The organism is Streptomyces beihaiensis, assembly GCF_026274175.1.
Classification (GTDB): Bacteria; Actinomycetota; Actinomycetes; order Streptomycetales; family Streptomycetaceae; genus Streptomyces; species Streptomyces beihaiensis.
Map to the genome: position 1 here is coordinate 1 of NZ_JAPHNL010000277.1, position 18542 is coordinate 18542.

General features: G+C 71.8%; 19 protein-coding genes. 5 read left to right on the forward strand and 14 right to left on the reverse strand.

What is annotated here, in order from left to right; translation table 11 throughout:
- The 7 genes from OFY01_RS23100 to OFY01_RS23130 all read right to left on the reverse strand — a co-directional run.
- On the reverse strand, positions 1-133 hold a 133-nt coding region (locus OFY01_RS23100; protein WP_266603044.1), incomplete at its 3' end, for an NAD-dependent epimerase/dehydratase family protein.
- A gap of 61 nt (positions 134-194) precedes the next feature.
- Positions 195-920 (reverse strand): lysophospholipid acyltransferase family protein, encoded by a 726-nt coding sequence (locus tag OFY01_RS23105; RefSeq protein WP_266602939.1) that lies wholly within the window; start codon positions 918-920, stop codon positions 195-197.
- A 29-nt stretch (positions 921-949) separates the two neighbouring features.
- Positions 950-1108, reverse strand: a complete 159-nt coding sequence (locus OFY01_RS23110; RefSeq protein WP_266602941.1) for a hypothetical protein — start codon at positions 1106-1108, stop codon at positions 950-952.
- 98 nt (positions 1109-1206) lie between these two features.
- Positions 1207-2169 (reverse strand): cytochrome c oxidase assembly protein, encoded by a 963-nt coding sequence (locus OFY01_RS23115; RefSeq protein WP_266602943.1) that lies wholly within the window; start codon positions 2167-2169, stop codon positions 1207-1209.
- A gap of 140 nt (positions 2170-2309) precedes the next feature.
- A complete protein-coding gene (locus tag OFY01_RS23120; protein WP_266602944.1) occupies positions 2310-3335 on the reverse strand; it encodes a 6-phosphofructokinase in 1026 nt (341 codons plus the stop codon).
- A 187-nt stretch (positions 3336-3522) separates the two neighbouring features.
- The gene (locus OFY01_RS23125; RefSeq protein WP_266602945.1) at positions 3523-4257 is read right to left on the reverse strand and encodes a type 1 glutamine amidotransferase; all 735 of its coding nucleotides are present in this window, start codon (positions 4255-4257) and stop codon (positions 3523-3525) included.
- A 56-nt stretch (positions 4258-4313) separates the two neighbouring features.
- Entirely contained in the window at positions 4314-5552 is a 1239-nt protein-coding gene (locus OFY01_RS23130; protein ID WP_266602946.1) for a Mur ligase family protein, read from the reverse strand.
- A 142-nt stretch (positions 5553-5694) separates the two neighbouring features.
- Between OFY01_RS23130 and def the strand changes: the two genes are divergently transcribed.
- Positions 5695-6246, forward strand: coding sequence for a peptide deformylase (def, locus tag OFY01_RS23135; RefSeq protein WP_266602947.1), 552 nt, complete (start codon positions 5695-5697; stop codon positions 6244-6246).
- Positions 6247-6267: 21 nt separating this feature from the next.
- Here def and OFY01_RS23140 read toward each other — a convergent pair whose 3' ends face one another.
- A complete protein-coding gene (locus OFY01_RS23140; RefSeq protein ID WP_266602948.1) occupies positions 6268-6921 on the reverse strand; it encodes a TetR family transcriptional regulator in 654 nt (217 codons plus the stop codon).
- 163 nt (positions 6922-7084) lie between these two features.
- Here OFY01_RS23140 and OFY01_RS23145 point away from each other — a divergent pair, with 163 nt between their 5' ends.
- The gene (locus tag OFY01_RS23145; protein WP_266602949.1) at positions 7085-8311 is read left to right on the forward strand and encodes an acyl-CoA dehydrogenase family protein; all 1227 of its coding nucleotides are present in this window, start codon (positions 7085-7087) and stop codon (positions 8309-8311) included.
- A gap of 94 nt (positions 8312-8405) precedes the next feature.
- On the opposite strand, the gene OFY01_RS23150 is transcribed toward OFY01_RS23145, so the two are convergent.
- The 4 genes from OFY01_RS23150 to OFY01_RS23165 form a co-directional block, all read right to left on the reverse strand.
- The gene (locus tag OFY01_RS23150; RefSeq protein ID WP_266602950.1) at positions 8406-8939 is read right to left on the reverse strand and encodes a cupin domain-containing protein; all 534 of its coding nucleotides are present in this window, start codon (positions 8937-8939) and stop codon (positions 8406-8408) included.
- A 13-nt stretch (positions 8940-8952) separates the two neighbouring features.
- Entirely contained in the window at positions 8953-10035 is a 1083-nt protein-coding gene (locus OFY01_RS23155; RefSeq protein WP_266602951.1) for a type III polyketide synthase, read from the reverse strand.
- Between the two features lie 136 nt (positions 10036-10171).
- The gene (locus tag OFY01_RS23160; protein ID WP_266602952.1) at positions 10172-11443 is read right to left on the reverse strand and encodes an SWF or SNF family helicase; all 1272 of its coding nucleotides are present in this window, start codon (positions 11441-11443) and stop codon (positions 10172-10174) included.
- Entirely contained in the window at positions 11443-14247 is a 2805-nt protein-coding gene (locus tag OFY01_RS23165) for a DEAD/DEAH box helicase (protein ID WP_266602953.1), read from the reverse strand. The genes OFY01_RS23160 and OFY01_RS23165 overlap by 1 nt, the downstream gene beginning before the upstream one ends.
- A gap of 340 nt (positions 14248-14587) precedes the next feature.
- Between OFY01_RS23165 and OFY01_RS23170 the strand changes: the two genes are divergently transcribed.
- A complete protein-coding gene (locus OFY01_RS23170) occupies positions 14588-15655 on the forward strand; it encodes a fatty acid desaturase family protein (RefSeq protein ID WP_266602954.1) in 1068 nt (355 codons plus the stop codon).
- A 179-nt stretch (positions 15656-15834) separates the two neighbouring features.
- Positions 15835-16017 carry a hypothetical protein gene (locus OFY01_RS23175; protein ID WP_266602955.1) on the forward strand — a complete coding sequence of 61 codons (183 nt, stop codon included), beginning with the start codon at positions 15835-15837 and terminating at the stop codon, positions 16015-16017.
- Positions 16018-16055: 38 nt separating this feature from the next.
- Here the strand turns inward: OFY01_RS23175 and OFY01_RS23180 are convergent, their stop codons facing one another.
- The gene (locus OFY01_RS23180) at positions 16056-16919 is read right to left on the reverse strand and encodes a hypothetical protein (RefSeq protein WP_266602956.1); all 864 of its coding nucleotides are present in this window, start codon (positions 16917-16919) and stop codon (positions 16056-16058) included.
- A 193-nt stretch (positions 16920-17112) separates the two neighbouring features.
- Positions 17113-17646, reverse strand: coding sequence for a PadR family transcriptional regulator (locus OFY01_RS23185; protein ID WP_266602957.1), 534 nt, complete (start codon positions 17644-17646; stop codon positions 17113-17115).
- A 118-nt stretch (positions 17647-17764) separates the two neighbouring features.
- Here OFY01_RS23185 and OFY01_RS23190 point away from each other — a divergent pair, with 118 nt between their 5' ends.
- Positions 17765-18526 carry an alpha/beta fold hydrolase gene (locus tag OFY01_RS23190; protein ID WP_266602958.1) on the forward strand — a complete coding sequence of 254 codons (762 nt, stop codon included), beginning with the start codon at positions 17765-17767 and terminating at the stop codon, positions 18524-18526.
- Positions 18527-18542 lie beyond the last annotated feature (16 nt).

The following is an 18542-nucleotide window of genomic DNA, read 5'->3' on the forward strand; positions in this document are numbered from 1 at the left end:
CCTCCTCGGGCCAGCCGCGGTCCCGGCCCGCGCGCCGTGACGCGGCCGTCACCTCCCAACCGTCCGCCGCGAGCGCGGGCACCGCCGCCCGGCCCATCTGCCCTGCCGCACCGATCACCAAAGCTGTTCCCATGCCCGGACGGTATGCCTCGCCGCGGCCCGGCACCGCGGGAATCCGCCGTCGGCGGAGCGGCTCAGCTCAGCGGCATCCTCGGGAACTTCCGGGCCCCGCCCTCCGGCGCCTGCTCGGCCTCCGCCTTGACCTGCGCCGCGTACCGGTCCACGTACTCCTGCCCGGACAGGCCGAGGATCGCGTACATGATCTCGTCGGTGACCGCCCGCAGGATCGCCTTCTCGCCGTCCAGGCCGGCGTAGCGCGAGAAGTCCAGCGGCTCGCCGAACCGGATCGTGACGCGGCGCAGGTTCGGAATCACCTGTCCCGGCGGCTGCGCCTCGAACGTGCCGATCATCGCGCACGGGATCACCGGTACCTGCGCCTTGAGCGCCATCGCGGCGACGCCGACCTTGCCCTTGTAGAGCCGACCGTCGTGCGAGCGGGTGCCCTCCGGGTAGATACCGAGGAGCTCACCGCGGCTGAGCACGCGAAGGCCCTCACGGATGGCGGCCTGGCCGGCCTGCTTGCCGGAGCGGTCGACCGGGATCTGGCCCGCGCTGCGGAAGAACGCAGCCGTGAGGCGTCCCTTGAGGCCGGGGCCGGTGAAGTACTCGGCCTTCGCCAGGAACGTGATGCGCCGCTTGAGGATCGCGGGCATCAGAAAGTGATCGGAGAACGACAGATGGTTGCCGGCGACGATCGCGGCACCCGAGTCCGGGACATGCTCGAGCCCCTCGATCCGGGGCCGGAACAGGAGCCGCAGCAGCGGCCCCAGGAGCACGTACTTGAGCAGTCGGTAGAACATTCCGGTCGCCTTTCCCCCGCCTCAGGTGCTCAGGTGCTACGGGACGCCACCATCCCCACGGTGATCAGACCGAGCACCACCCAGCCGAACCAGAGCCAGCCGTTGCTTCCGAGCGCCACCGTGTACGCCGTCACGGCCACCAGACCACCCATGGTGACGGCGCCCATCGTCTTCGTGGAACCGGGCATCACAACACCCTCCTCACGGCAGCCCGGACGGCGCCAGCGGTGTGCACAGCCCGAGCCGCGGCCAGAAGGCCATAGTCACCCGTGATCGGGTCGTGGCGCTACTGTCCGCGCGAGTTCAGTGAGGCCAGGTAGGCGTTGTACGCCGCCAGCTCCTTGTCGCCGTCGCGGTCCGCGGCGCGGTCCTTGCGGCGCGCCTGCCGCTCCTCCGACTTCTTCCACTGCACCAGCAGGGCGAGCAGCACCAGGACCGACGGCACCTCGCTGAACGCCCAGGCGATGCCGCCCGCCGCCGTCTGGTCGGAGAGGGGATCGACGCCGAGGGACGCGGCTGGGTGATTGAACGTCTTGACCATCGTCGTGGTCGCCATCATCAGCGCGATGCCGAAGAAGGCGTGGAACGGCATGCCCGCGAACAACTCCAGCATGCGCATCACATAGCCCCGGCGGTGCGGCCCCGGGTCCACGCCCATGATCGGCCAGAAGAAGGCCAGCCCGACCGCGAGGAAGTGGACCATCATCGCGATGTGCCCGGCCCGCGAGCCCATCAGGAAGTCGAACAGCGGCGTGAAGTACAGCCCGTAGAGGCTCGCGATGAACAGCGGGATGGTGAACATGGGGTGTGTGATGACCCGCACATAGCGGCTGTGCAGCAGCATCAGAAGCAGCTCGCGCGGACCCTTGCGGCCGCGCTGGGAGGCGACCGGCAGCGCGCGCAGCGCCAGCGTGACCGGTGCGCCCATCAGCAGCAGGATCGGCGACAGCATGCTGATGATCATGTGCTGCACCATGTGCACGCTGAACATGACCATGCCGTAGTCGTTGAGCTTGGTGCACATCGTCAGGACGACCGTGAGGACGCCGACGACGAAGCTCACCGTCCGCCCCAGCGGCCACTTGTCGCCGCGCCGCGTCAGGCGCACGATCCCCCAGAGGTAGAGACCGAGCACGAGCAGGCTGCCGACCAGGAAGAACGGGTCCCCCGACCAGCCGAGGCCGCGTCCCAGCGTGAAGGGCGGGAGATCCATGTGCATGCCGGACATGCCGTGCCCGCTGTGGTCCATCCGCCGGCTCCTGTTGCTCGTTTCGTACGGATTGTGCGCCACCAGACTAGAACTGCCCCCGGCCGTCGCCGCGGCCGGGGGCAGTTCCCTTTAAAGAGAAACCACAATCGTACGGTGCCGGGAGCCTGGGCCCGCGGTGGTCAGAGCACGCACTCCGCCTCGGCGTACCGGTCCGACGGCACTGTCTTGAGCGTCTCGACGGCCTCGGCGAGGGACACCATCACGATGTCGGTGCCGCGCAGCGCCGTCATCCGCCCGAACTCGCCTCGGTGCACGGCCTCCACCGCGTGCCACCCGAACCGGGTCGCGAGGACCCTGTCGTACGCGGTCGGGGTGCCGCCGCGCTGGACGTGGCCGAGGATCACGGGCCGCGCCTCCTTGCCCAGGCGCTCCTCCAGTTCGATGGAGAGCTGCCGGGCGATGCCCGCGAACCGCTCGTGGCCGTAGATGTCCTTGCCGCCCTCGTCGAACTCCATGGAGCCGGGCCGGGGCTTGGCGCCCTCGGCGGCGACGACGATGGCGAACTTCTTGCCCGCCTCGAACCGCTCGCCGACCTTCGCGGCCAGTTCCTCGATGTCGAAGGGGCGCTCGGGAACGACGATCGCGTGCGCGCCCGCGGCCATCCCCGAGTTGAGCGCGATCCAGCCGGTGTGCCGGCCCATGACCTCCACGATGAGCACGCGCTGGTGGGACTCGGCGGTGGTCTTGAGGCGGTCGAGCGCCTCGGTGGCGACGCCGACGGCCGTGTCGAAGCCGAAGGTCACATCGGTGACGGCGATGTCGTTGTCGATGGTCTTCGGCACGCCCACGATGGGCAGGCCGCTGTCCGACAGCAGCCGTGCCGCCTTCAGCGTGCCCTCGCCGCCGATCGGGATGATCGCGTCCAGGCCGAGGTCCGCGACGTGCCCCTTGGCGCGCTCGACACCGTCACGCAGATGCGCGGGCTGCACCCGCGAGGAGCCGAGCATGGTGCCACCGCGGGCGAGGATGCCGCTGACCGCGTCCAGGTCCAGCTTGCGGTAGTCGCACTCGAGCAGTCCCTTCCACCCGTCGTGGAACCCGATCACCTCGTCGCCGTGATCGGCGACGGCACGGTGCACGACCGAACGGATCACGGCGTTCAGACCGGGGCAGTCGCCGCCGGAGGTGAGGACACCAATACGCATAAGCCCGGAGAACCTTTGCAGACGTGGGCCGATGACCGGACCACGTCGTCCGGCGGGATACCTCGTACTTTATCGGCGCCGGGGGTGGGGCTCGTAAGCCCTGTCCGCTGGTTGGACGCCCCCGCTCATATGGGCGCGGAGGCGCCCTGAAGGGGCGGGGGGCTGCACGGGGACACGCGGGCGGACGCTACGCCGAAGCCGCGGCCGCCGCGGCGCTGATCCGCTCCTCACGGAGTGCCTCGTACCAGCGGTCGTCCACCGGCGGCAACGCGTTCACGTCGAGCGCCAGTTTCAGCAGCAGATCAGCGATCTGCGGGTTGCGGGCCAGCACGGGCCCGTGCATGTACGTACCGAACACCGTCTCGTTGAAGGCGCCTTCCGTGCCGTCACCCGTGCCGTTGCCCCGCCCGATGCGTGTGCGGGCGAACGGGCGCGCGGACGGGCCGAGGTGCGTGACGCCCTGATGGTTCTCGAACCCGGTCAGCTGCGGCAGCCCCAACTGCGGATCGATGTCGGCCAGTACGTCACCGACGCACCGCTCGCCCTCGCCGCGTGTGGAGATGACGTCGAGCAGCCCGAGGCCGGGCTCGCGCTCCCCGAGGTCGTTGACGAACTCGTGGCCGAGGATCTGGTAGCCGGCGCAGACGGAGAACACGATGGCGCCGTTGGCCACCGCGCGCTGCAGGCCGCCGTCGCGGCGCAGCCGCTCCGCCGCCAGGCGCTGCGGCCGGTCCTCGCCGCCACCGATCAGGTAGATGTCGCCGGACGTGGGCACCGGCTGGTCGCTGCGGACGTCGTAGCGCTCGACCTGGAGGCGGCGCTGGTGGGCGCGTCGCTCGACCACCAGGGCGTTGCCCTGGTCGCCGTAGGTGCTGAGGAGGTCGGGGTAGACCCACACGAGACGCAGGCTGCTGTCACTCATGCTCATGATCCTTCGATGGGCTCTTCCTGGGCTCTTCCCGGTCGTGATGAGCCGGCTCAGTTGCCCACGCGTCGGCGGACGTCCTGGAACGCGGTGTAGTTGGCGATCAGCTCGATCCGCCCGGGCGGGCACATCCCGACCGCCTCGTCGAGCGTCTCGCAGACCCGGAAGTCCAGGCCCGCGACCTCGAGGCGGACGGCCAGGTCGAGCTTGCGGTCGCCGATCACGCAGATCGGGTGCCCGGCGAGCCGGGTGTAGTCGACGTCCCACAGCCAGGAGGTGTCGGTGCCGTCGGCCCCGCGCGCGTTCACGGAAAGGATCACCGGGGTGGGTGGCGGGTCGATGAGCGTGAACGTCTCCAGCCAGCCGGCCGGGTTCTTGGCGAGCAGCAGCCTGAGGTCGCGGTTGTGGAACTGCACCACGTCGTAGCGCCCCGCGACGGCCTGCACCTGGTACATGCGCTCCAGGGCCACCTGCGGTGGCACGCCGAAGACGGCGGCGACGGCGGCCGACGTCGCCGCGTTCGCCTTGTTGGCGCGGCCGGGCAGCTGGAGGTGGATGGGCCAGGCCGATCCGTGCGGGTCCAGGACGTAGTCGCCCTGGAGCGCCCAGCTCGCGGTGGGGCGGCGGAAGCCGCACTCCGCGCAGAACCAGTCGTCACCGGGGCGCTGCATGACGCCGCCGCAGGACGGGCACGACCAGGCGTCGTCCTTCCACTCCTGGCCCGCGGCGACCCACACCACGTTGGGCGAGGAGGAGGCGGCCCAGACGACCAGCGGGTCGTCGGCGTTGGCGATCACCACGGCCTTGGAGCCGGACAGGCCCTCGCGCCACTTCTCGGCGAGCATGCGGGTCTCGGCGGCCCGGTCGAGCTGGTCGCGCGAGAGGTTGAGCAGCGCGATGGCCTTGGGCTCGACGTCGCGGGCGACACCGGCGAGGTACTTCTCGTCGACCTCGATGACGCCGAACTTGGCGTCCGAGCCACCGGCCAGGGCGGAGGTGATGCCCGCCGGCATGTTGGCCCCCAGCGCGTTCGAGACGACCGGGCCGCTGGCGCGCAGCGCCTCGGCGATCAGCCGGGTCGTCGTCGTCTTCCCGTTGGTGGCCGAGACGAGGACGGTGTCCAGGTGCTGGGCGAGCCGGCCGAGCAGCTCGGGGTCGAGCCGGAGCGCGACCTTGCCGCCGATCACCGAACCACTGCCGCGACCGGCCGCGCGCGACACCGCGGCCGCGGCCTTGCCCGCCGTCACGGCCAGTTTGGCCCGCGGAGACATCGGCTCCGAGTTGCCTGCCATCTTCCTGGGTCCTCCTTGCTCACGGCGCCGCGCCTGCCCTCGGCATCGCTCAGTGGCCTCAGCCTATCGACCTCCACCGACAAGCCCGAACCGCGGCACCGCCGGGGAGGCGTCGAGCCCCGCGGACCGTACCCTTGCGGCCATGCGACACGGCACGATTGCGGGCGCCTCCGGGCGCGTACGGCCCCTGACTCTGCTCGGTGACCCGGTGCTGCGGCAACCCTGCGCGCCGGTCACGGAGTTCGACCGGTCCCTGGCCCGCCTCGTGGAGGACATGTTCGCGACCATGTACGCGGCCCAGGGCGTGGGGCTCGCCGCCAACCAGGTCGGCGAGGCGCTGCGGGTCTTCGTCTACGACTGTGCGGACGACGACGATGTGCGCCACGTCGGCCACGTCGTCAATCCGCGTCTGGTCGACGCGGACGGTGTCGTGGTCCGTGGCCCCGAGGGCTGTCTGTCGCTGCCCGGCCTGGAGGCGGGCACGCCCCGCTTCGACCACGCGCGCGTGGAGGGGCAGGACGTCACCGGCGCCGCGGTGGTGGTCCACGGCACCGGCTGGTTCGCCCGCTGCCTGCAGCACGAGTGCGACCACCTGGAGGGCGGACTCTACGTGGACCGGGTCAGCGCCCGGCGCCGCCGCAGGGTGCTGCGCCGGGCGGCACGCGCGCCCTGGGCGCGGCCGGGGAGGGCCTGAGTGCCGGGGGGCGCGCCCCGGTCAGAAGCCGGGGCCGCCGGCGCGGTCCCCGGCATCGGCGAGGCGCCCCCACAGGAGGTCGGCGAGAGCGCGCACCAACTCGGTCCGCGAGCAGGGGCGTTCCCCGAGCCACCAGTCGCCCGCGGCGTGCATCATGCCGACGATTCCGTGTCCCCATGCCCGCGCGAGCTGCTGGCCGCCGGGGCCGAGGTCGACGCGCTCCTCGATGACCTCGGCCAGTTCCTCGCCCATCCGGCGCAGCAGAGGTGCGGAGTGCCGCCCGACGTCGAAACCGGAGTCGGCGGGGGAGCCCTCCGCCGGATGCATGAGGAACCGGTAGACCTGGGGGCGGGCCTCGATCGCCGCGAGATACGTCTCCAGGGTCGACTCGACACGCCGGCGCCGCTGGGCGGGCGCGTCGAGCGCGGCGCGCAGGGAGGCCAGGAGGGCGTCCGTGTGGCGCTTGGCGAGCGCGGCGTACAGGCCGCCCTTGTCGCCGAAGTGGCGGTAGAGGATGGGCTTGGTGATCCCGGCCTCGGCCGCGATGGCGTTCATCGAGGCCCCCGGGCCGTCCCTGAGCACCACACGGTCCGCGGCCTCCAGCAGCTCTCGCCGGCGCTGCTCAGCCGCGGAGCGTTGTTCCGCGCGCTGATCGGTCCGCTGTGTGGTCTCCATGTGTCTCTCCCCGCCCATGTGATGGCTCTGCGCACGCGAAAGGTAGCACCCGGCGGGGGTCGGACCTCGAACGCGTTCTCGGAGGTTGACAGGGGCTACTGGTGAGTAACAGACTCTCGTTACCGCAAGTAACACATGCAGTGTACGCAGCCCGGGAGGGGCCATGGCCGAGTTCACGATGGATCTCAACGACGAGCAGAAGGAAGTACGTGACTGGCTTCACGGCTTCGCCGCCGATGTGATCCGCCCCGCGGCCGCCGAGTGGGACGAGCGCGAGGAGACGCCGTGGCCGGTGATCCAGGAGGCTGCCAAGCTGGGCATCTACTCGCTCGACTTCTACGCGCAGCAGTTCTTCGACCCCAGCGGGCTCGGCATCCCGATGGCGATGGAGGAACTGTTCTGGGGCGACGCGGGCATCGCGCTCTCCATCGTCGGCACCGGCCTGGCGGCGGTCGGTGTCCTCGCCAACGGTACCGAGGAGCAGATCGGCACCTGGGTGCCGCAGATGTACGGCGACGCGAACGACGTGAAGGTGGCCGCCTTCTGCTCCTCGGAGCCGGACGCGGGCTCCGACGTCGCCTCCATGCGCACGCGCGCGGTCTACGACGAGGCCAAGGACGAGTGGGTCCTCAACGGCACCAAGACGTGGGCGACCAACGGCGGCATCGCCAATGTCCACGTGGTGGTCGCGTCCGTGGACGCCGAGCTCGGCTCCAAGGGCCACGCCTCGTTCATCGTCCCGCCGAACACGCCCGGCCTGTCCCAGGGGCAGAAGTTCAAGAAGCACGGCATCCGTGCCTCGCACACCGCCGAGGTCGTGCTGGAGAACGTGCGCGTCCCCGGCTCCTGCCTCCTCGGCGGCAAGGACAAGCTCGACGAGCGCCTGGCCCGCGCGCGTGAGAAGGCCAAGAAGGGCGGCGAGCGCGTCAAGAACGCCGCCATGGCCACCTTCGAGGCATCCCGCCCCGCCGTCGGCGCCATGGCGGTGGGCACGGCCCGCGCCGCGTACGAGGAGGCACTGGAGTACGCGAAGACGCGCGAGCAGTTCGGCCGCCCGATCATCGACAACCAGGGCGTCGCGTTCCAGCTGGCCGACATGCGCACGCAGATCGACGCCGCCCGCCTCCTGGTGTGGCGCGCCTCCTGGATGGCGACCACCGGCAAGAAGTTCGAGAACGCCGAGGGCTCGATGTCCAAGCTCTTCGCGAGCGAGACCGCCAAGAAGGTCACCGCCCAGGCCATCCAGATCCTCGGCGGCAACGGCTTCACCCGTGAGTACCCCGTGGAGCGCATGCACCGCGACGCGGCGATCTACACGATCTTCGAGGGCACGAGCGAGATCCAGCGCCTGGTCATCGCCCGCACCCTCTCCGGCCTGCCCATCCGCTGACCGCACCGACCACGACGGCGGCCGGCCGGGCCGCTCGGGGCCCGGCCGGTCCGTGATCCGCACGGTCGCCGACCGTGCGGATCGCCGATGATCTCTACGGTCCGTGCCGCAGAGGGGTGAGCTGCTCGATGTCGTAGCGGCCGCGCAGTTCCTCGATCGCCGCGTGGTCCGGCCGCCCGCCCGCCGAGAGGATCTCCAGGAGCTCCTCGAAGTAGCGCTCATGGTCGGGCGGGGGAGACGCCTGGAAGAACATCTTCGCCGGGTCCCCCGTGGGATTGGCGAAGGCGTGCGGGCAGCCCGGCGGCACCACGATCACCGTCCCGGCAGTGGCCCGCACCACCTTGTTGCCCGAGACGGACTGCCACGAGCGCCAGCTGTCCGGGGTGCGCACGCGCGGCTCGAAGGCGAGCACGTCCAACTCGCCCTCCAGGACGTAGAACAACTCCTCGCTCCTGGTGTGCACGTGCGCGCCCACGTCGAAGCCCGGAGGCACCACGACCTCGAAACTCGACGCCATGCGCGAGTGGTCCCCGGTGACCTTGAAGGTCACCTGCTGAGCGGGTGTGTCGACCGTGCGACCCTGCCCTGGCGGAACCAGAAGTCCCTCCGCGGGCGTGAGCGCGGTCACCGGATCACCGCTGTCATGCGCGGGCCTCCACGAGCCCTGAGGAGGCGTCCGAGCGGATCCAGCGGCCGAGCGACATCTCCGCGGTGATGCCGGGGCCGAAGCCCGCGAGCAGACCGCGCGCGGTGTCGCGGGCGCCACCCTCGTCGAAGAGGCGGCGCAGCGCGTCGAGCACGACGGCACTGGCGATGTTGCCGTACTCGGTGAGTGTCGCCCGGCTGAACCGGAACGCGTCCGGCGGCACCCGCAGGAACTTGCTCAGGTCGTCCAGGATCCGCGGCCCTCCCGCATGGATGATGTAGAAGTCCAGGTCCGAGGCGTCCCATCCGTGCAGTGCCGCCAGTTCCTGCAGTGCCGGGGCCAACGGCTCCATGGTCGTGGGCACTCGCTTGTCGAGCATGAAGTGGAACCCCGTCGGCCGGACGTCGTAGGCGATCCAGTCCTCGGTCTTCGGGATCAGGTAGGAGCCGTTGCGTTCCAGAGTGATCCCTGTTCCGCCCCGGCCGCGCACGACGGCGGCCGCGATGCCGTCCCCGAACAGCCCGTTGGAGAGCAGCGAACCGACCCCCAGATCGGTGGGCTGGTAGCACAGCGAGCAGAACTCGCAGGCCACGATCAGGGCGTTCGCCTCAGGGTAGGCCGTACAGAAGTCGTGCGCCCGGTTCACGGCCGCGCCGCCCGCCGCGCAGCCGAGCTGGGCGATCGGCATCTGCCGCGTGTCGCTCGAAAAGCCCATCTCGTTGATCAGCCACGCCGTCAGCGACGGCATCATGAAGCCGGTGCACGACACGTAGATGATCACGTCGATGTCCGCGGGCCGCAGCCCGGCGTCGTCGAGCGCGCCGCGTACCACGTCCGGCACCCGGGCCTTCGCCTCCGCCTCGTAGAGGTCGTTGCGCTCCTTGAGACCCGGATGCTTCAGCGTCTCCTCGATGGGCTGGATGATGTGCCGTTTGCGTACCCCTGTGTTCTCGATCAGTCGCAGCGCCAAAGGCAACTGAGGGTGGTCGGCATGGAGGGTGCGTGCGAGATCGAGCGTCTCCTCCATGGTGATGACGTGTTCCGGTACGGAGACAGAGGGTCTGCACAAAATCGCCATGAGCCTGCGCCTTCTGGTCGTCCCCCGGTTGAGCGTGCCTCCCTGTTGGAGGGGGGTGAAACCCACGATCACCCGTAGCGCGGCGTTCGTCCCGCCGGACTACTCCATGCCGGTCGCACGACAGGGCGACGCGGCGCTACCGCTCGGCCTCCTCCACCGCTGTGGCCAGCGCCGATGCAGGATCCGACGTCCCCGGACCGGCCGGAGTCCAGAGGCCCTCCTCCTCGCGGTACGGCCACCAGCGCCCGTCGGGGCCCAGACGCAGCTGGGCGGGCGCTCCAAAGACGGTCCAGCGGTTGCGGGCGGACGTGAACACCGGGCGCTCGTCCCGGTCCCACGCGGCGTCCAGCGCGGCCCGCGCGCGTGCCGCCGCCTCCGGGTCCGGCACATGCTCCTCCTCCAGCGCGGCCAGCGCGTCGGCGCCTCCGTACCGCCAGGCGCGCACCGCCAGGGCCAGCTCCCTCACCGAGCGGCCCGAACCCTCCGCCAGCCGCGCCAGGATGTGCGCCTCGGGCTCGGCGGCGGCCAGCCGCACGGCGTCCTGCGCCGTGGTCAACTCACCCCGCGCGGAACGCTGTTCACGCTCCGGCGCCAGCGCGTCCACCAGCAGCGATCGCGCCTCGGCCGCGGCCCGCGCGCCCAGGAACTCCAGCGCGGCCACGTCGGTGCCCGCAGGCGCCGGGGCCGCGGTGTCCAGCGACGGCGGCCGCCCTGGCGTCGGCGGCGGCGTCGGCGGTTCGGGCAGCGCGGGCAGCACGAGCCCGCACGCGTACGCCTCCGCCGCGTCCACGCCTTCGGGCCGCTCGGGCGCCTGCGCCGCCCCGGTCCGGTCGGTGGCGCCGGGCTCTTGCAGCTGAGCGACGAGAGCCCGCTCACCGCGCCCGCGCAGCAGAAGCAGCACGAACGGATCCTCGTCCAGAAGGCGAGCCAGCTGGTAGCTCAGGGCGGCCGTGTGGGCGCAGTGGTCCCAGCCCCCGCAGTCGCACCGCGGCTCCAGGTCACCGATGCCCGGCAGCAGCTCCACCCCGGCCGTGGCCGCGTCCTCCACCAGGTGTGGCGGCATGTCCCGGTCGAGCAGCGCCGCGATGTGCCCGGCCCGTTCGCGGGCCATGTCCAGAAAGCGGCCCCAGGCGTCGTCGCCGAGCGGGGCGAGCAGCACGTCGGCGCGGTGCGCCAGGCCGTCGCGGTCGGCCACGACGGCCGTGACGCGCCCCGGACGCACGGAGACCGCACCGACCGCCCCCGCGCGCGCGAGCCTGCGCCCCGCCTTGAGCTGCGCGTTGTCGAGAGCCGTGTCCTCCAGCGCCTTGAGCCAGGCATGACCCCACCACGTCCGGGTGAAGGGCTGGCCGCCGCGCGCGGCCGGCAGCGCGCCGAAGACGCGCTCCTCGTCGTACATGTCGCTCATCACGCACCCCCGCGCAGTTCGACAAGGTCGGCCAGATCGGCGTCGGACAGTTCCGTCAGCGCGGCCTCGCCGGAGTCGAGGACCGCGTCCGCCAACTCCCTTTTGCGCGCCAGCATGGCGGCGATCCGGTCCTCCACGGTGCCCTCCGCGATCAGACGGTGCACCTGCACGGGGCGGGTCTGCCCGTTGCGATGGGCACGGTCGGTCGCCTGCGCCTCCACGGCGGGGTTCCACCAGCGGTCGTAGTGGATGACGTGCTCCGCGCGCGTGAGGTTGAGACCGGTGCCCGCCGCCTTCAAGGAGAGCAGGAACACCGGCACTTCACCGTCCTGGAAGCGCCGCACCATGGTCTCGCGCTCGGCGACCGGGGTGCCCCCGTGCAGGAACTGCGTGGCGATCCCGCGCCCGGCCAGGTGCTGTTCGATGAGGCGGGCCATCCGCACGTACTGGGTGAACACCAGGGCCGAGGAGTCCTCGGCGAGGATCGTGTCCAGGAGTTCGTCGAGGAGTTCCAGCTTGCCGGAGCGACCGGCGACGCGAGGGCGCTCCTCCTTGAGGTACTGCGCCGGATGGTTGCAGACCTGCTTGAGCGCGGTCAGCAACTTGACCACCAGGCCGCGGCGTTCGAAGCCGTCCGTCGTGGCGATCTCCGCCAGCGTCTCGCGCACCACGGCCTCGTACAGACCCGTCTGTTCCGCCGTGAGCGACACCGCGCGGTCGGTCTCCGTCTTGGGCGGCAGCTCGGGCGCGATGCCCGGATCCGACTTGCGGCGCCGCAGCAGGAACGGCCCCACCAGTTCGGCCAGGCGCGCGGCGGCGGCCGGGTCGTTACCGCCCTCGACGGCCTGCGCGTACCGCCTGCGGAACGCGCCGAGTCTGCCGAGCAGTCCGGGCGTCGCCCAGTCGAGGACGGCCCACAGCTCGGAGAGATTGTTCTCCACCGGGGTGCCGGTGAGCGCCACGCGCGCGCGTGCGCCGATGGTGCGCAGCTGCCGGGCGGTCGCCGAGTGCGGGTTCTTGACGTGCTGGGCCTCGTCGGCGACGGCCAGGCCCCAGGACACGGACGACAGCCGGTCGGCGTCGAGCCGCATCGTCCCGTACGTGGTGAGCACGAACTCGGCGTCGGCGACGTCCTCCAGACGGCGGCCGCCGCCGTGAAAGCGGCGCACAGGTGTGCCCGGAGCGAATCTCTCGATCTCGCGCTGCCAGTTGCCCAGCAGGGACGTCGGGCAGACCACGAGCGTGGGCCCGGCGGTGTGCGCCTGGGCCGCCCGGTGCAGATGGAGCGCGATGAGCGTGATGGTCTTGCCGAGGCCCATGTCGTCGGCAAGGCAGGCGCCCAGGCCGGGCGAGGTCATCCGGGCCAGCCAGTTCAGACCGCGCAGCTGGTAGTCGCGCAGATCGGCGGCGAGTGCGGCCGGCTGCCCGACGGGCTCCATGCCCTCGGGGTCCAAGAGGCGCTCTCGCAGCTCGGCCAGCCAGCCCGTGGGCCGCACCTCGACGCGGCGGCCGTCGACCTCCGCGACGCCCGTCAGAACGGCGCTGAGCGCGTCGACCGGTGTGACCTCGCGGTCCCGGTGGGCGCGGGCGCGCAGGGCCTCGCGCGGGTCGACGAGCACCCAGCGATCGCGCAGCCGCACCACGGGACGCTTGGCCTCGGCGAGCCGGTCGAGTTCCTCGCGGCTCAACTCCTGGTCACCGAGGGCGAACCGCCACGAGAACGCGAGCAGCGCCTGCGTGGACAGGAACGGCGACGCGTCCGAGGCGAGCCGGTCACGTCCGTCTCGCGGCGGGCCGATCTCCGCGAGAGCCGTGAGACCTCGGGCCGCCTCCCGTGGCCAGTGCACCTCGACACCGGCCGCCGCCAAGGCCCGCCCGCCCGTCGACAGGAGCTCGGTGACCTCCTCGTCGGCCAGTTCGAGCACGTCCGGCACCGACGCCGAGAGCAGCGGTTCCAGTGGCGCCCACGCGCGCGCGGCGCGGCGCAGCGCCACCAGGGCGCCCATCCGGGCCCGGGCGCCGAACCAGGAGTGCGCAAGACCGGCCCGCTCCCAGACGTCCGCGGCATCCGCCACCACGGCCGGATCGCTCACGTCGTGCAGTTGCAGAACGGCACGGAAAGCCCTCTGGCCGATCCCGGCCTCCTCGCCGCCGGCAGCCCCGAGCCCGGGCAGCTCCACGCGCAGTGAGATCCGCACCCCGGCGTCATGCCCGGCCGCCACGTCCTGCGCCCAGTCGCGCAGCTGAGGAGCCCGCTGCGCCTGCCGCGCGGCGAACGCCGGTGCGCCGGCGGCGAGCGGGGCGGCGGGGGAGCGGGGCAGGGTGTCCGCCACCGCGTCGAGAAACGCCCGCAGGAGGCGCTCCGGAGCGTGGAGCCGGGGCGGCGTGGCGTCCTCCAGGGGGACCGCGTGCGCCTCAGGAGGCATGGCGGCAGCGAGTTCCCGCACCCGTTCCTGGTCCCGCGCGGTGAGCGGCCCCATCCGCCACGCGTCGTACCCGTGTGGACTCAGGCCCGGCAACAGCAGCCCACGAGCGGCGAGTTGCAGGGCGAGCAGCGCGGCCGCGCCCCAGAACGCCGTCGTCGCGTCGGTGTCCGAGCCCGCACGCGCGCGGGTCAGCACCGGCAGCGCGACGCGCACCGGTACAGCGGCGGCGGGGACCGTCGTCACCTCGATGCCCTCGTCGCCGGGCAGCGCCAAGGGCAGGTCGACGCGGGTGCCCGCCCGCGGCAGCGGCGGCTCGTCACCGTCGTGTCGCCAGAAGGAGACGGTCGCCGCGCGGGCGGGATCGGCTGGGGTGAACACGGCGCGGCACTGGGCGAGCCGGGCCGTCTCGTCGGGAGTGGGGGCGGGGCCGGTGTGTGCGGAGATGGCAGCTTCCTCGGATTCCTCAAATTTGACTACTCACCTTGGAGGCGCCGAGGGTACACCCCGCGGCAGGACGGGCGGGCGCGGTTCCCCGGTGATCTGGATCACCACACCCTCAAGGGTGTGGCTAACCCCCCTCATGCTGGGCGAGCCGGCCCCCGCCGGAGTCGGGTGGTGGCGCCATGGCCGGTCAACGGCCTTGATTCCTAGGTTCTTTGTGACGGCCCGCAGTCCGGCCGACCGCTTCGACCTCGCCACCACAGACCGGAGACCTGCCATGCCCACGGCTGTTCGCACCACCCCCGAAGACGCATCGGCGCCCGCGACACGGCAGGACCCGCCCGACAGGCGCAGCGAGTTCGCACCACTGCTGCGCGCCGTGAAGGGTCAGGGGCTGCTCGACCGGCGCACGGGCTGGTACACGCGCACCATCGTGGTCAACGCGCTCTGCCTCGCCGCGGTGGTCACCGGCATGGCCCTGACCGGCGGGTCGTGGTGGGTGCTCGCCCTCGCGCCCGTCCTGGCGGTCTTCTGCGCGCGCACCGCGTTCATCGGTCATGACGCGGGCCATGCCCAGATCACCGGGGACCGCTCGGCGAGCCGGCTGATCGGGCTCGTCCACGGCAACCTGCTGCTCGGCATGAGCTACGCGTGGTGGAACGACAAGCACAACCGGCACCACGCCAACCCCAACCACATCGACAAGGACCCCGACGTCGCCGCCGACGTGCTGGTCTTCACCAGCCGTCAGGCCGCCACGCGGGCCGGCTTGCGCCGCTGGCTCACCCGCCACCAGGCCTGGCTGTTCTTCCCGCTCACCCTGCTCGAAGGCATCGCCCTGAAGGTCTACGGCTTCCAGCATCTGCGCCACCAGTCGGGACGCGACCGCGCGGTGGAGGCGGCGTTCCTCGTCGCCCATGTCGCCGGTTACGTGACGCTGCTGCTCACCACCATGCCCCTCGCGCACGCCCTCGTCTTCGCGGTCTTGCACCAGGCGCTGTTCGGTCTCCACCTCGGGCTGGCGTTCGCCCCCAACCACAAGGGGATGGACATGCCCGACCCGGACGGCGAGAAGTGGGGCCATCTGCGCCGACAGGTTCTCACCTCACGCAACATCAAGGGCGGCCCGCTCACCGACTGGTTCCTCGGCGGCCTCAACTACCAGATCGAGCACCACCTGTTCCCCAGCATGCCGCGCCCCCATCTCAGGCTCGCCCAGTCGATGGTCCGGGCCCACTGCCGCGACCTGGGCATCCCCTACGTGCGGACCGGCCTCGTCGACTCCTACCGCCAGGCCCTGCGACACTTGTACACAGTGGGCGAGCCGCTCCGCGCCGACATCTGACCACAGGGCCCGAGCGTCCGGCCGGGAAGCCCGTGCCCCGGCGTCGTCCGGGGCGCGGGATCAGGGTCGTATCAGGGTCGCGGGCAGGAACCGTGGACGCCGCGAGCCCGTTTCTCACAACAGAGGCGGGACCGCACCACTCAGCCGAGGGCGAGCCGCCCCGAAGGAGGCCAACACACATGTCGAGGAACGCGAAGATCGCCGCGGGAGGCGTGGCGGCCGGACTCATCCTGCTGATCTGGCTGCCCTGGTGGGCCGCCCTGCTCATCGTGCTCGGAGTGCCCACCGCGGCGTACCTGATGCTGGACCCCTCGCAGAGGCGCAGGCTCCGGCGCGTCTCCCGCAAGGAACTGGGGCGCTGAGCCGACCGGTCGGCGCGCGGCGGGCCCGCGCGGGCGGGTCAGGCGGTCGGCCGCACGGCCATCTTGTCGAGCGCCTCCAGCAGGCCGGGCAGCTCGGCGCCCCGGCCGACCGGCAGCACCTCTCCCGGCTCGTCGTCGAGCAGCACGAAGGCGATGTCGTCCGTCCGCGCGACCATCGACCAGCCGGGGCCGTCGGCGCGCAGCGTGCGAGCCTCGCCCGAGGCGAACGCGGACCGCACCCGGCCCAGCGGCGGGGGCGTCTCCACGTACGCGCGCGCCTCGGCGAGGACCCGTTGTATGCCCTGGTGCTGTCCACCGCGGCCACCCGGTGCGGTGCCGTCCGGGGCGGCCTGTGCGTCGGTGGACCCCTCCGGCGCGCCGCCCGGCCCTGTGGCGAACTGCGAGTCGTCGACCTGGTCGCGCCACGCGGCCCACTGCAAGGCGATCTCGTCCGCTCCCAGGCGCCGCTGCGCCGCGCCCCACGTCTCGGTGTCCGGAGGGGTGAGCGGCGGCATGTCGTCGAGCTCGGGGTCCGGCTCCGGGTCGTGCGGTGCCGGCACGTCGGGCGCGGACACGGCGAGCGCCAGCGGCCAGCCGGGCAGCGCGGCGACCATGCTGTTCTCGTCCGGTGAGAGTTCGTACTCCATGCCGCAGTCCCAGGACGCGATGGCCACGGCCACGAGCGACACGTCGTCGACCACCACGGTCCACCGGGCGCCTTGGCCGTCCTGGCCGAGGACAAGGCCGTATCCGTCCGCCACGGGCGCGAGCCCCAGGGTGGCACACGCCTCCGGATAGTCGTCACCGAGCACGCTCGGGAACTTCGCGGGCGTCAGCAGCACCGCCGTCAGTACGTACAGCGCGTCGTCCCCGTCGGCGACCGCGTCGTCCGTCCCGGCCATGCCTGCCTCCCCTTGCGTGGTGGTGTCGGCGTGACCTTAGCCAGTCATGGTGGATGTCGTACAGGGCTGTTGATCAGGAAATTCATGGCTTCGGCGGCGGCGGGCCCGGCTGGTGGACGGAGTGTCGCCGACTGGTGTGCGCAGTGTGTGGCTCTCGTGTCGAACCTGGTGGAGCGGGCCGGCCGGTGCCGGGTCAGGCGCCGCGCGCGTCGAGCTCGGCAAGTGTCGTGCGCAACCAGCTCAGTTCCGCGCGGCTGGTGGCCCGCGCGATGGTGAGGACGCCGCGGCGGAACGGGTCGTCCAGTTCCTCGGCGCGCAGCGGTCGTTCCCCGTCGTAGAAGAAGCTCGCCGGCTCCTGGAGAAAGGTCTGCCGACGCCGCAGCACGGCCGCCTGCTCCCCCGGGTCGTCCAGGTGGCGCAGGAAGGCCAGCACGGTGAACCAGCGGTTCTCGTCGGTGATGTCGCCGGGGTCGGCCTCGCGCAGCCTGCGCCTCAGCTCCTCGCGGCCGTCCTCGGTCAGGTTCAGCATGTGCCGCGGCGCGGCCACCGCCCCAGGTCGCGTCTCCCGCGCGAGCAGCCCTGCCTTCTCCAGACGTTTGATCGCCGGATAGAGCGTGCTCTCGGCCACGGGACGGACGTGACCGGTCAGGGCGGTGATGCGCTTGCGCAGCTCATAGCCGTGCAGGGGTGCGTCGTGGAGGAAACCGAGGATCGCGAGCTCCAGCATGGCTCCATTGTCGTCCACCCGAGCCCGCGGGGACGCACCCGTGATACATCCTTTCCGCAATACTACGGCGACGATGTATTGTCCTCCGTGAACGGAAACGCGAGGCAGGGGAGGCGCCATGCGGCAGGCGGTGTTCGACGGGCAGGGAAGCTGCATTCGCTGGACGGAGGCCGCGGGGGCCGAACCGGCACGCGTGTACGTCCATGGCCTCGGTGCGGCGTCGACCGTCTACCACGCGCACATCGCCGCTCGGCCCGGACTGGCGGGGCGGCGCTCCCTGTTCGTGGATCTTCCCGGGCACGGCATCAGCGACCGGCCCGCCGAGTTCGGCTACACGCTGGAGGAGCACGCCGAAGCGCTGGCGGCGGCGCTGGACACCGCGGGTGTGAGCGGCGCCGAGATCGTGGGTCACAGCATGGGAGGCGCCGTCGCGATCGTGCTGGCTCACCGGCGCCGCGACCTCGTGGCCCGACTGGTGGTCACGGAAGGCAATCTGGATCCCGATCCGCCCCGAACCTCGGGCAGCAGCTGTATCGCCGACTTCGACGAAACCGCCTATGTGTCGGGCGGCGGGCACACGCGCGTGCTGGAGAGAGTCGGGCCGCTGTGGGCCGCGACGATGCGTCTGGCCGATCCCCTCGCCCTGCACCGCAGCGCCACGGGTCTCGTGCGCGGCACGGATCCGACGATGCGGCGGATGCTGGAGGAGCTCGACGTCGACCGTGTGTACCTCCAGGGCGAGCTCAGCGGCGAACTGCCGGGTGCGGACGCCCTGGAGGCCGCGGGAGTGCGTGTGGTGCGCGTACCGGGCGCCGGACACAACGTCATGTTCGATGCCCCGGACGCCTTCGCCGCGGCCCTGTCGGCTCCGGCGGTCTGACAGGCGTCCGGCGCCG

Excerpts from the sequence above, each read along its gene's own strand:
- OFY01_RS23105 (WP_266602939.1), bottom strand. The coding sequence starts at position 920 with ATGTTCTACCGACTGCTCAAGTACGTGCTCCTGGGGCCGCTGCTGCGG.
- OFY01_RS23110 (WP_266602941.1), bottom strand. The coding sequence starts at position 1,108 with ATGCCCGGTTCCACGAAGACGATGGGCGCCGTCACCATGGGTGGTCTG.
- OFY01_RS23115 (WP_266602943.1), bottom strand. The coding sequence starts at position 2,169 with ATGGACCACAGCGGGCACGGCATGTCCGGCATGCACATGGATCTCCCG.
- OFY01_RS23120 (WP_266602944.1), bottom strand. The coding sequence starts at position 3,335 with ATGCGTATTGGTGTCCTCACCTCCGGCGGCGACTGCCCCGGTCTGAAC.
- OFY01_RS23125 (WP_266602945.1), bottom strand. The coding sequence starts at position 4,257 with ATGAGTGACAGCAGCCTGCGTCTCGTGTGGGTCTACCCCGACCTCCTC.
- OFY01_RS23130 (WP_266602946.1), bottom strand. The coding sequence starts at position 5,552 with ATGGCAGGCAACTCGGAGCCGATGTCTCCGCGGGCCAAACTGGCCGTG.
- def (WP_266602947.1), top strand. The coding sequence starts at position 5,695 with ATGCGACACGGCACGATTGCGGGCGCCTCCGGGCGCGTACGGCCCCTG.
- OFY01_RS23140 (WP_266602948.1), bottom strand. The coding sequence starts at position 6,921 with ATGGAGACCACACAGCGGACCGATCAGCGCGCGGAACAACGCTCCGCG.
- OFY01_RS23145 (WP_266602949.1), top strand. The coding sequence starts at position 7,085 with ATGGCCGAGTTCACGATGGATCTCAACGACGAGCAGAAGGAAGTACGT.
- OFY01_RS23155 (WP_266602951.1), bottom strand. The coding sequence starts at position 10,035 with ATGGCGATTTTGTGCAGACCCTCTGTCTCCGTACCGGAACACGTCATC.
- OFY01_RS23160 (WP_266602952.1), bottom strand. The coding sequence starts at position 11,443 with ATGAGCGACATGTACGACGAGGAGCGCGTCTTCGGCGCGCTGCCGGCC.
- OFY01_RS23170 (WP_266602954.1), top strand. The coding sequence starts at position 14,588 with ATGCCCACGGCTGTTCGCACCACCCCCGAAGACGCATCGGCGCCCGCG.
- OFY01_RS23175 (WP_266602955.1), top strand. The coding sequence starts at position 15,835 with ATGTCGAGGAACGCGAAGATCGCCGCGGGAGGCGTGGCGGCCGGACTC.
- OFY01_RS23180 (WP_266602956.1), bottom strand. The coding sequence starts at position 16,919 with ATGGCCGGGACGGACGACGCGGTCGCCGACGGGGACGACGCGCTGTAC.
- OFY01_RS23185 (WP_266602957.1), bottom strand. The coding sequence starts at position 17,646 with ATGCTGGAGCTCGCGATCCTCGGTTTCCTCCACGACGCACCCCTGCAC.
- OFY01_RS23190 (WP_266602958.1), top strand. The coding sequence starts at position 17,765 with ATGCGGCAGGCGGTGTTCGACGGGCAGGGAAGCTGCATTCGCTGGACG.